This is a genomic window from Sutterella seckii (assembly GCF_009183815.1).
In the GTDB taxonomy this organism is placed as follows: Bacteria; Pseudomonadota; Gammaproteobacteria; order Burkholderiales; family Burkholderiaceae_F; genus Sutterella; species Sutterella seckii.
In genome coordinates, this window is the sequence record NZ_WEHX01000079.1 from 1 (window position 1) to 11,884 (window position 11,884).

Annotated in this window: 10 protein-coding genes; 2 read left to right on the plus strand and 8 right to left on the minus strand. The window is 61.1% G+C overall.

What is annotated here, in order from left to right; genetic code table 11:
- Positions 1 to 115: 115 nt before the first annotated feature.
- On the plus strand, positions 116 to 1,015 hold the full coding sequence (gene hslO / locus GBM95_RS09295) for an Hsp33 family molecular chaperone HslO (RefSeq protein WP_152158850.1): 900 nt from the start codon (positions 116 to 118) through the stop codon (positions 1,013 to 1,015).
- Positions 1,016 to 1,026: 11 nt separating this feature from the next.
- Here the strand turns inward: hslO and GBM95_RS09300 are convergent, their stop codons facing one another.
- The 8 genes from GBM95_RS09300 to GBM95_RS09335 all read right to left on the minus strand — a co-directional run bounded on the left by GBM95_RS09300 (position 1,027) and on the right by GBM95_RS09335 (position 10,327).
- The gene (locus GBM95_RS09300) at positions 1,027 to 1,461 is read right to left on the minus strand and encodes an FtsB family cell division protein (protein ID WP_152158851.1); all 435 of its coding nucleotides are present in this window, start codon (positions 1,459 to 1,461) and stop codon (positions 1,027 to 1,029) included.
- A gap of 122 nt (positions 1,462 to 1,583) precedes the next feature.
- On the minus strand, positions 1,584 to 2,873 hold the full coding sequence (gene eno, locus GBM95_RS09305; protein WP_152158852.1) for a phosphopyruvate hydratase: 1,290 nt from the start codon (positions 2,871 to 2,873) through the stop codon (positions 1,584 to 1,586).
- Positions 2,874 to 2,954: 81 nt separating this feature from the next.
- The gene (gene kdsA / locus GBM95_RS09310) at positions 2,955 to 3,809 is read right to left on the minus strand and encodes a 3-deoxy-8-phosphooctulonate synthase (protein WP_152158853.1); all 855 of its coding nucleotides are present in this window, start codon (positions 3,807 to 3,809) and stop codon (positions 2,955 to 2,957) included.
- Between the two features lie 114 nt (positions 3,810 to 3,923).
- Positions 3,924 to 5,576 carry a CTP synthase gene (locus tag GBM95_RS09315; protein WP_152158854.1) on the minus strand — a complete coding sequence of 551 codons (1,653 nt, stop codon included), beginning with the start codon at positions 5,574 to 5,576 and terminating at the stop codon, positions 3,924 to 3,926.
- 210 nt (positions 5,577 to 5,786) lie between these two features.
- Positions 5,787 to 6,701 carry an alpha/beta hydrolase gene (locus tag GBM95_RS09320; RefSeq protein WP_152158855.1) on the minus strand — a complete coding sequence of 305 codons (915 nt, stop codon included), beginning with the start codon at positions 6,699 to 6,701 and terminating at the stop codon, positions 5,787 to 5,789.
- Between the two features lie 90 nt (positions 6,702 to 6,791).
- A complete protein-coding gene (locus GBM95_RS09325; protein WP_152158856.1) occupies positions 6,792 to 7,823 on the minus strand; it encodes a cation diffusion facilitator family transporter in 1,032 nt (343 codons plus the stop codon).
- Between the two features lie 273 nt (positions 7,824 to 8,096).
- Entirely contained in the window at positions 8,097 to 9,425 is a 1,329-nt protein-coding gene (argG, locus tag GBM95_RS09330) for an argininosuccinate synthase (protein ID WP_139688728.1), read from the minus strand.
- Positions 9,426 to 9,652: 227 nt separating this feature from the next.
- Positions 9,653 to 10,327 carry an NUDIX hydrolase gene (locus GBM95_RS09335; RefSeq protein WP_152158857.1) on the minus strand — a complete coding sequence of 225 codons (675 nt, stop codon included), beginning with the start codon at positions 10,325 to 10,327 and terminating at the stop codon, positions 9,653 to 9,655.
- 366 nt (positions 10,328 to 10,693) lie between these two features.
- Here GBM95_RS09335 and ansB point away from each other — a divergent pair, with 366 nt between their 5' ends.
- Positions 10,694 to 11,734, plus strand: coding sequence for an L-asparaginase 2 (gene ansB / locus GBM95_RS09340; protein WP_152158858.1), 1,041 nt, complete (start codon positions 10,694 to 10,696; stop codon positions 11,732 to 11,734).
- The last annotated feature ends 150 nt before the right edge of the window (positions 11,735 to 11,884 follow it).

Consider the following 11,884-nt stretch of genomic DNA (forward strand, 5'->3'; position numbering starts at 1 on the left):
AACTGCCAATTTTTAGACTGTAAACAACCGAATTTATGTGTTGGGTCCGGATTTTCCGGTTGCAGTCATAAAAATTGGCACTTGCTCAGACCTTCCTTAGGATATTTAACTTCAAATGGACGCTCTTCAGAAGCTTCTTTTCGAACGCGCCAATGTGCGCGGTGAAACGGTAACCCTCGGCGACGAACTCTCGCGCGCCGTTGAGCATCAGAACCTCCCGCTCGCCGCAAGGCGCTTTGCCGGGGAGCTCGCCGCCGCAGCGCTCCTTTCTGCCGGCGCCCTTCAGTTTGAGGGCACGGTTGCGCTTCAGATCGAAGGGGACGGTCTCATCCGCCGCGCGCTCGCCGAAGTCCGCCAGGGCTTCACCTTCCGCGTGATGATTCAGATGCGCGAGGACGCGGGCGAGATCGATCCCAACGCCGACTTGACGACGCTCGTGAATCAGACGGGCAAAGGCCGCTGCGCCTTCATTCTCGACCGCGCCAACCGGCCGGCAGAGGAAGCGCCCTATCAGGGCATCGTGCCGCTCGAGGGGAAGACCTTCGCCGAGGCGCTTGAAAACTACTTCGACCGCTCCGAACAGGTGGAGACGAAGCTTGCGCTCGCCGCCGACGAGCATGCCGCGGGCGGCCTCTTCCTTCAGAAGCTCCCGGGCGAAGGCGGCAAGCTCCCCAAGGACTTCGACCCCGAAGGCTGGAACCGCGTCAAGATGTTTGCCGACACCGTGAAGAGCGAAGAGCTCCTCACGCTCGCTCCGGAAGACATCAACCGCCGTCTCTTCTGGGAAGAGTCGCCGCTCGTCACCTTCGAGACCACGCCGAAATTCGCCTGCACGTGCTCGCCCGAGCGCTTTGACGGCATCGTGCGTTCGCTCGGCGAAAAGGAAGCCATGGCGATCGTGGAGGAAACCGGCGGCATCGACATCAGCTGCCGCTTCTGCGGAAGCAGAAAGCACTACGACGCCGTCGACGTGAAGGCGCTCTTTGCAAACGCCGACGGCCCGCACGAGGCCTGAAGCAGAACGGCTTAATCGCGCCGGTCGCGGGCCCTCGGCGCCCGCAGGTTCTTCGGCGCGTGATAGAGATCTGACTTCTTGGGCTCAAAGGTAGGCTTTGAGCCCGCTTTTATATCGGGCGCATCGACGTTGGGCATCGACTCGATGGCGTTCGTCTTCTTCTGCGCTTCTTCAGTCGTTTCGATCCGGAAGAGCACTTCATTGGGCCGGATCATGTTGAGGTCGTTCCTCGCGTGCTCCTCAATCGCATCCTGATTGGAGACGAGAGAAGCGTATTCGGCCGCGAGCGCCTCGTTGCTTCTCCTCAGCTCCTCGTTCAAAGCCTGCTGCTGGCGCAGGCTCTCGCGCATTTCCTCAATATGATCCCAGCTCGCCTTCCCCGCCCAGATCTGGTACTGAGCAAAGCAGAGGCCGAAAAAGAGAATGAAGATGAAGAAGCGAACCATCGGGAAAAAACGTGAGGATCCGACAGGGAAAGGAAAAGAAAACGGGCGCCGCAGAAAAGCCCTGAGGGTCATTTCTGCAGGACGCCCGCTTTTTTCGTCAGCGTGTCCGCTAGCTTAGCAACTTAGCCGCGAAGCTGGTGGAAAGCACGGCGGCCCGGATAGCAGGCGACGCCTTCGAGATGCTCCTCGATGCGAAGGAGCTGGTTGTACTTCGCCATGCGGTCGGAGCGGCTCATCGAGCCCGTCTTGATCTGGCCGGCATTGAGGCCCACGGCGATGTCGGCAATGGTGCTGTCTTCCGTTTCGCCCGAGCGGTGCGAGATGACGGCCGTGTAGGCGGCGGACTTCGCCATGTTGACGGCTTCGAAGGTTTCGGAGAGCGTGCCGATCTGATTCACCTTGATGAGAATCGAGTTGGCGATGCCGCGGTCGATGCCTTCGCGCAGGATCTTCGGGTTCGTGACGAAGAGGTCGTCGCCGACGAGCTGAACCTGATTGCCGAGCGCGGCGGTGAGCTTCGCCCACCCTTCCCAGTCGCCTTCAGCCATGCCGTCTTCGATCGAGATGATCGGATAGCGGCCGCACCAGTCGGCGAGAACGCCGATCCAGTCGTCGGCCGTGAGCGCGTCGCCCGAGGACTTCTTCATCACATAACGGCCGTCGTCGAAGAATTCCGACGAAGCGCAGTCGAGCGCGAGGCAGACGTCGCGGCCCGGTTCGTAGCCGGCAGCGCCGATCGCGTCGAGAATCAGGTCGAGCGCTTCCTCGTGCGAGCCGATCGTGGGGGCGAAGCCGCCTTCGTCGCCCACGGCGGTCGAGAGGCCGCGGCCGTTGACGAGCTTTTTGAGGGCATGGAAGGTTTCCGCGCCGCAGCGAAGCGCTTCGCGGAAGCTCGTGGCGCCCACCGGAACAATCATGAATTCCTGCAGGTCGAGGTTGTTGTTCGCGTGCGCGCCGCCGTTGATCACGTTCATCATCGGGACGGGGAGCGTCACCGCGCCCGTGCCGCCGAAATAGCGGTAGAGCGGAAGGCCCGTTTCCTGAGCGGCCGCGCGGGCGACGGCCATGGAGACGGCGAGGATGGCGTTGGCGCCGAGACGGCTCTTGTTTTCCGTGCCGTCAAGGTCAATCATCAGGCGGTCGATGAATTCCTGGTCGGAAGCTTCAAGACCAATCACCGCATCGGCGATTTCGCCCGAAACGTTGCCCACGGCCTTGGTGACGCCCTTGCCCGAATAGCGGGCAGGATCGCCGTCGCGCAGCTCAATCGCTTCGCGAACGCCCGTCGAGGCGCCCGAAGGCACGGCAGCGGTGGCGATGCAGCCGCTTTCAAGCCAGACTTCGGCTTCAACCGTCGGATTGCCGCGGCTGTCAAGAACCTCACGGCCGATCACATCGATAATGGCGCTCATTGATTTACCTCTCAGAGAAAAGACCTGCGGGGGAGCTCGAGGCGCTTCAAAGCCCGCAGGAGAAGAAAAAATGGGGAAAGATCAGGCGAAGTTTTCTTCAAGATAGGGACGCGCCTTCACGATGCGGTCTATCTCGACGAGTTCGGAAAGAAGCTCCTTCATGCGGTCGAGCGGCACGAGGTTCGGGCCGTCCGAAAGCGCCTTCGCCGGATTGGGGTGCGTTTCCATGAAGAAGCCCGCAACGCCCACTGCGCAGGCCGCGCGCGCAAGCACCGGAACGAACTGGCGCTGACCGCCCGAGGAGGTGCCGTTACCGCCGGGGAGCTGCACGGAGTGCGTGGCGTCCATGACGACGGGAGCATGGGTCGCGCGCATGATGGCGAGGCCGCGCATGTCGGAGACGAGGTTGCCGTAGCCGAAGCTGGCGCCCCGCTCGCAGCACATGAAGCGGTCTGGATCAAGCCCCGCATCGACCGCGGCCGCCCGGGCCTTCTCGATCACGTTCACCATGTCGCCCGGAGCAAGGAACTGGCCCTTCTTGATGTTGACGGGCTTTCCCGACTGCGCGCAGGCGACGATGAAGTCGGTCTGGCGGCAGAGGAAGGCGGGCGTTTGAAGCACGTCCACCGCGGCGGCAACCGCCGGAACCTCGGCTTCCGTGTGAACGTCCGTGAGAACGGGAACGCCCGCGACCTCGCGGACCTTCTTCAGAATCTCAAGACCCTTTTCCATGCCGAGGCCGCGGTAGCTTTTCCCGGACGTGCGGTTCGCCTTGTCGTAGCTTGCCTTGAAGATGTAGGGGATGCCGAGGCTGCCGGTGATTTCCTTCATCCGGCAGGCGATGTCGATCGCCATCTGTTCGCCCTCGATGACGCAGGGGCCGGCAATCAGAAAGAACGGACGGCGGTTGCCGACCTCAAAACCACAGAGCTGCAAGATGAATCTCCAGAAAAGGGATCCGGGACTTCGCGCCCGGAAGAAGTGAAAGGCGGCGCTTCATCCATTGGATAAAGGCCGCCTTCGCTTCAGAGTACTGATTGCGGGAGGCCTTTACTTGCCGGCCTTCGCTTCTTCGGCATGCTTCACCGCAGCTTCAATGTAGGCCTTGAAGAGCGGATGGCCGAAGCGGGGATTCGACGTGAATTCCGGATGGAACTGCACGGCGAAGAAGAAGGGATGATTCGGGAGCTCCATCATTTCCGGGAGATGCTCGCCCGGAGTCTTGGCGGAGATCACCATGCCCTTTTCCTCGAACTGAGCAACGTAGGAGTTGTTCACTTCGTAGCGGTGACGATGGCGTTCGGCAACGACGTCGCCGTAGATCTTGTGGCCGAGGGTGCCGTCGGCAACCGGGACTTCCTGACGGCCGAGGCGCATCGTGCCGCCCAGGTCCGAAGACTCGTCGCGGCGCTGCACCTGGCCCGAGCGGTCCTTCCATTCGGTAAGGAGCGCAACGACGGGGTGCGGCGTGTTGGGATCGAGCTCGGTCGAATTGGCGCCGCCCAGGCCGCAGACGTGACGGGCGAATTCAATCACCGCGCACTGCATGCCGAGGCAGATGCCGAGGAAGGGAATGTTGTTGACGCGGGCGTATTCGATCGCCTTGATCATGCCTTCCGTACCACGCTTGCCGAAGCCGCCCGGAACGAGGATGCCGTCGAGGCCCTTCAGAAGGTCGGTGCCTTCCTCCTCAATCTTGGTCGAGTCGATGAGGCGGGTCTTCACGCGGGTGTCCGTGTGGATGCCGGCGTGGATGAGCGCTTCGTTGAGGGACTTGTAGCTGTCGGCGTAGTCGACGTACTTGCCCACCATGCCGATCGTCACTTCGTGCTTCGGGTTCTTGAGGCGCTCGACGATGTTCTGCCAGGCGGAGAGGTCCGCCGGCTTCGTTTCAAGGCCGAGCTTCTTGCAGACGAGTTCATCCAAGTGCTGCGCATGGAGCATGAGCGGCACTTCGTAGATGGTCGAGGCGTCCGCAACGCTGATCACGCAGTCCATCGGAACGTTCGCAAAGAGCGAAATCTTCGCGCGCTCGCCTTCCGGAACCATGCGTTCGGCGCGGCAGAGGAGGATGTCGGGGTAGACGCCTTCCTCGCGGAGCTTCTGCACGGAGTGCTGCGTGGGCTTCGTCTTCAGTTCGCCGGCCGACGCAATCCACGGGCAGAGCGTGAGGTGGATGAAGCAGGTGTTGTTGCGGCCGACGCGGAAGGACATCTGGCGGACGGCTTCCACGAAGGGCAGCGACTCGATGTCGCCCACCGTGCCGCCGATTTCGACGACGCACACATCGGGCTTTCCGTCCCTGGTGGACGCCGCGCCGCGGGCGATGAATTCCTGAATTTCGTTCGTGATGTGCGGAATCACCTGCACGGTCTTGCCGAGATACTCGCCGCGGCGTTCCTTGCGCAGCACGCTCTCGTAGATCTGGCCCGACGTGAAGTTGTTGGGCTTATGCATCTTCGTCGAGATGAAGCGCTCGTAGTGGCCGAGGTCAAGGTCGGTCTCCGCGCCGTCTTCCGTCACGAACACCTCGCCGTGCTGGAAAGGAGACATCGTGCCCGGGTCCACATTGATGTAGGGATCGAGCTTGATCATCGTGACCTTGAGGCCACGGGATTCGAGGATTGCCGCAAGCGAAGCGGCGGCGATGCCCTTGCCGAGAGAGGACACAACGCCGCCGGTGACAAATACGTACTTGGTCATGGTTCCAACCGAGAGGAAAGACGGAAACTGATGAATCCGGGATTATAAGCGGGAGAGGCAAACCGAACGGGATATTTTGCTTAGCGCGAACGCGACCCGCGAATGCCGCTCCTATGATGGGAAAGGCCCGATGCCGCCTCATGAAGCGCCTTTGCCTTAATTCTAAGGAAAAGCACTTAGATTGCACAGCGTCGGAAACGATTAAGACGTCTAGGGAGCCGGGGCAGGCGGATTTTCAGCCGGATAGAGCGCCTTCAGGGCGTCGTAGAGGACTTTGGGCGCGATGCTCTCGTCCGTGATGCCGGCGTAAGTCACGATCTCCGTGCGGATGCCCTGCTCTTCGAGAAGCGGAACGGCCTCGCTGCGGAATGCGCTTTCGCTCCCCTGTTCGAACTGAGAGCCGTCGTCATTGATGAAGGTGCCGTAGAAAGCGGGCTTCGGATCCTTCGCCGTGCGGGCGCCGGCCTTGAGCGCCCGGCGGAGCAGCGCCCCCTTGTCCCACCAGAGGGCGGGATCGAGCACCGCATAGCCGTCAAAGCTCTCCGGGTGGTGAAGAAGCGCATGGAGCACGAAGAGGCCGCCCAGGCCCTCGCCCGCGATAATGCGGCGCTTCACCTTAAGCTGCTGCGGAAGATTGAGCTCGATGGCGTTCTTCAGTTCCGTCGTGAGGAAATGGTAGAACCCCTCGGCGCCGCCGCCCCGGGGCTTTGCGTTTTCATGTACGTTTCCCTCCTCATCGGCGTTCGACGGGGTGGGCGTGAAGTCCTCGATCGGATTCCCGCTCACCACCCCCACAACGACGCAGGGGCCGAGCCCGGAGATGCGCGGGTCCTCCAGCCAGGCGGCTGAGGCTGCGGCGAAGGGAAAATATTTTTCCGCATCCAGCACGAAAAAGACCGTGACTTCCTGCGGAAGCGTTCTCTGCGCGTAGGCGGGCGGAATTCTCAGCCAGTATTCGCGCTCCTCATTGAGAAGCCCCGAATGAAAGCGGTGCTTTTCGCCCAGAATGATCGGCTGGGAAGTGGGCGACGAAAGCACGGAGAGATCTCCGGGAGCCGCGCTCAGAGCGGCAGGGAAGAGTCCCGACGCTGCAAGCGCAAGGGTGAGGAGAATCTGTCGGAGCATGAGGAGAGGAGCTTTAATCTTTGCAGAACCTGAAAATTATGCTCTCTCCTCACTTGCCTCTTCCCCGAATACCCACTAGGAATAACCCCGTCACGCGTCCTTGCTGCAGGAACACTTTTTAGTCTGCGAATCCTCGCATGAGGCGTTCTTAGGGCAAACCCACCAGGGCGTCATGCAGGCCCATTCGGGCTGCACCGTCACATGATCAATGCCGAAGCGTCCCTTGATGCCCTCGCGGATCTCGTGGAGGATTCTCGGCCAGCACTCATAAGAGGAAATGAGCACGTGGCACTGCACGGCATCGTGCCCCGGAGAAATCGTCCAGACATGAAGATCGTGCACTTCCTCCACATCCTTCACGGAGCGGATGTATTCGCCCACGGCGTCGTAGTCCGTATTCTCAGGCGTGCTGTCGAGCAGAATCCGGATCGAATCGCGCAGAATCGTCCAGGTGGCGTGCAGAAGGAGCGCGCCCACGAACATGGAGAGAAGCGGATCGACGATCGCCGGACCGCCGAGCCAGATCACGGCGCCCGCGATGATGGCGGCCACCGATCCCATGAGGTCTCCCATGACGTGCAGAAGCGCCGCACGGGTGTTGACGTTCTTTCTGTCGCGCGAGAGCGACCAGGCAACGCCCACGTTGATGATGAGGCCCGTGAGTGCAATCGTCATCACGTTGAAGCCCGAAACGGCCGCAGGCTCGCGGATGCGCTCGAAGGCTTCAAGGAAAAGCCAGAGGACGACGCCGAGCATGATGAGGCCGTTCACGAAGGCGGCAATCACCTCGACGCGGCCGTGGCCGAAGCTGTGAACCTTGTCGGCGCCCTTCATCGCGATGCGGTTGGCAATGAGCGCAAAGAAGAGGCTCATCGAGTCGGTGAGCATGTGGCCGGCGTCGCCGATCAGGGCGAGCGAATTTGCAAACCAGCCGCCGATCAGCTCAACGGCGGAGAAGGTGAGCGTGAGAAGAACTGCGAATCCGAGCACGGAGCCGCGGGTCTTTTCCGAAGCGTGCGTGCGGGGGCTGTCGCCTTCGCCGTGCGTAAAGAATTCCGAGGGATTTTCGAGGGGCTGGGCCTGCGCAATCGCAAGGGCGCCCTTTTGATTTTCGACTGTCATTTTTGAAATGACTCCTGCGAAAAAAGAAGCAGCAAAGGGCCTCGAAAATGAGAATGAATCCAAAAATCTGCGCCCGATAGAGCAAAACCGCTTTGAGGCGTTCGGGGCTTTTCCCCTCTCGCTTCAAAGCGGTCTTTCAAGGTCAGCATTCTACCGGCAAGAAAAAAGGGCGGCATCAAAATGATGTAACCCTTTGTTTCTCTTAAAGAAGAACGATTCTCAGAAGCGCTCTCTCCCGGAAATCCGGAGGAGCGCTTCGGGAGGAAAATCGCCTTACTTGTTCCCGCCGAGGAGCGGCGTCATGTCGCTGCCCGAAAGGAGGCCTTCCTTCGAGTAGATGCCGAGCTTCGCGCGGGTGTCGACGATGTCGAGGTTGCGCATCGTGAGCTGGCCGATGCGGTCTTCGGCCGTGAACATCGAGTCGCCCTTTTCCATCGTGAGGCGCGAGGGTTCGTAGGTGAGGTTCGGGCTCACGGTGTTGAGGATCGTGTAGTCGTTGCCGCGGCGGAGTTCGAGCGTCACTTCGCCCGTGATGGCCGAAGCCACCCAGCGCATGGCGGTTTCGCGCAGCATGATCGCCTGGCTGTCGAACCAGCGGCCCTGGTAGAGGTAGCGGCCGAGGCGGATGCCGTTCGTGCGGTACTGCTCGATCGTGTCCTCATTGTGGATGCCGGTGACGAGGCGTTCGTAGCAGATGAAGAGAAGCGCCATGCCCGGGGCTTCGTAGATGCCGCGGCTCTTCGCTTCAATGATGCGGTTTTCGATCTGGTCGGACATGCCGAGGCCGTGACGGCCGCCGATGCGGTTGGCTTCCATCATGAGCGCGACCGGGTCGGAGAACTTCTGACCGTTGATTTCGACCGGGACGCCGTCCTTGAAGGCAACCTTCACGACTTCCGGCTCGATCTTGCAGTCTTCGCGCCAGAAGGGAACGCCCATGATCGGCTCGACGATCTTCATGCTCGAATTGAGGTGCTCGAGATCCTTCGCCTCGTGCGTGGCGCCGAGCATGTTGGAGTCGGTCGAATAGGCCTTCTCGGCAGACATGCGGTAGCTGAAGCCTTCCTTCTGCAGGAACGCGGACATTTCTGCGCGCCCGCCGAGTTCGCGGATGAAGGTGACGTCAAGCCAGGGCTTGTAGATCTTGAGGTTCGGATTGGCAAGGAGGCCGTAGCGGTAGAAGCGCTCGATGTCGTTGCCCTTGTAGGTCGAGCCGTCGCCCCAGATGTTGACGCCGTCCTCGCGCATGGCGGCGACGAGCATCGTGCCCGTGACCGCGCGGCCGAGCGGCGTGGTGTTGAAGTAGAGCTGGCCGCCCGTGGAAATGTGGAAGGCGCCCGACTGAATCGCGGCGATGCCTTCATTTACGAGCTGAGCGCGGCAGTCGACGAGACGGGCCTTCTCGGCGCCGTACTCCATGGCGCGGCGGGGAATGGCCTCATAGTCCGTTTCATCCGGCTGAGCGAGGTTCGCCGTATAGGCATAGGGAAGCGCACCCTTGGTCTTCATCCAGCGCAGAGCGCAGCTCGTATCAAGACCGCCCGAGAAGGCAATGCCCACCTTCTCGCCAACCGGAACGCTTTGAAGAATCGTTTGAGACATGACTAGAAACCCGTTAGAAATTCTTTTCGTAACGCCCGGGGAAATATCGGGCCGTTCATCATTATCGGCGCTGAGCGCGTGATTTTGAGGCTGAATCCGCGCTTCGGATTGCTTTTTTGGAGGCGCGCAAAGGGTATAAGGGAAACACCTTATTTCCTTTGCGTAATAGGCTGTTTTTTGTCGACAATTGGTCGGAATTCACGAAAAATTCCGAGGCTTGCCGGCGATCATTGCGCTGCGGGAGAAAGCCCTGAGCGGCTCCTCAGTGCGAGCGCAATGAAGGGCAGAACCTTCCTGTCGTTCGGCCGGTTGAGGAAGTGAAGGAGTTCGTGCGGGGGGACGAGGCTCACGGCCTGGCTTTCCCAGCCGGCGTCCTTCGGCGACCCGGCAGTACGCCTCGCGAGGTAGTAGCGCGTGATCGTCTTCGTCCTCTCGATGTCGCAGAGGTAGGAGAGGGGTTCGGCCACGATGCCGCTCTCCTCCCAGCCTTCCTTCACGGCATTGACGACGAGGGAGAGACCGGGTTCGAGCCGTCCCTTCGGGAAGGTGGCCTCGACGTCCCCGAACTGATTGGTCGGGTGCGCGAGCCAGATGCGCTGGTCGGACTCAATGATCACGAGGCCGCTCGTGCGGCGCTTGGGACTCTCGGGTTCCGGGGGCTCCGGAAATTTCCGGCAGCGCTTCATGAGCGCGCGCCAGTCGTCCTCGCCCAGCTCCTCATGCGTGAAGGGAATGCCGTTGAGACGCTCCGGGAGGATCCCCGGGTGCGTGACGGACCACGTGGCGGCCTCATCGGGATTGAGCCACGTCCCGGGGGCCGAGCCCGAAGTCGGGGAAAAGACGGGGACCGGGTCGCCGTTTTCGTCCCGCGCCGGATGAAAGTAGAGCGCTTCTTCCTGCATGCTGTTCGCCCAGGTTTCTCAAATTGAAGAACGCTTCATTCTACGGGGCGTTGTTTGCAGAAGGATGACATCAGAGGAAAGGCCTCGGCAACAAAGTTCCGGGCTACAACCACAGGCGCAGGCGGCTTCGCATCGGTATAAACCTTAATTCAAGCTGAAAGGTAAATCTGAATCAAGAAGAGCAGATAAAAGCCTCCAGTCAGGCCCCACACGAATACACTGAAGCCATCTGCAGAGCGCTCTCCGGCATACGAAATGTCTTCCTGCCGCACAGGCCTTCACGCAGACCATACAGGCTACTGAGCCCGATCAAGAGGCTTGCAGAGCCTATACCACCCGCTAAACGCAAAAAAGGAGTGTTGTCACATGAACTTTAAGCATTCGTTGCTCGCCCTGACGCTCGCTGCCGCTTCCTCCGCCGCGCTTGCTCTGCCGAACATCGCCGTGCTCGCCACGGGCGGCACGATCGCCGGCGCCGGCCAGTCGGCCACGGGTTCGGCCTACAAGGCCGGTCAGGTGTCGGTCAACCACCTCGTGGCGGCTGTTCCCCAGCTCGCCAAGGTCGCCAATGTGACCCCGGTGCAGGTTGCGCAGATCGGCTCGCAGGACATGTCCGATGAAGTCTGGCTCAAGCTCGCCAAGACCCTCGCCTCTGACTGCGGCAAGTATGACGGCTTCGTCATCACGCACGGCACCGACACGATGGAAGAGACCGCCTACTTCCTGCAGCTCACCAACCGCTGCAAGAAGCCGGTCGTGCTCGTGGGCGCCATGCTCCCGTCGACCGGTCTCTCCGCTGACGGCCCGAGGAACCTCTATCAGGCTGTGATCACGGCTGCTGAGCCGAAGACGGCCGAACAGGGCGTCGTCGTTGCGATGGACAACGTTGTCATCGGCGCCCGCGACGTCTATAAGTCGAACACCACGCAGCCCGAAACCTTCCAGGCCATGAACTTCGGCAAGGTGGGCTGGATCTTCAACGACAAGGTCACCTACGAAGCCGTGGGCCTGCGCGCCCAGCTTCCGGCTCCGTTCGACGTCACGAAGCTTGATTCGCTCCCCAAGGTCGGCATCGTCTACAACCATGCCGGCGTTGAGAAGTATCAGGCCGAAGCGCTTGTAAAGGCGGGCTATAAGGGCATCGTCTCCGCCGGCGTCGGCAACGGCAACATCCATAAGGATGTCTGGCCCGTGCTCGAACAGGCCGCCAAGGACGGCATCGTTGTGGTCCGCGCCTCCCGCGTTCCGACCGGCTCCGCCACGAAGGACGCCGAGGTTGACGACCAGAAGATGCACTGGGTTGCCGCTCAGTCGCTTAATCCCCAGAAGGCCCGCGTGCTCCTGCAGCTGAGCCTCACGAAGACCGGCGACTGGAAGGAAGTCCAGAAGTACTTCGACAAGTATTAATTTGTCGCAGCGACACTGCCGGCCTCCCGCATAAGGAGGCCGGAGATGGAGATCGGGTAGGAGGCATGGGATTAGTTCCCATGCCGTCCTCCCACACCACCGTACGTACGGTTCCGTATACGGCGGTTCCTAGTATCAAGGCTTAACGGC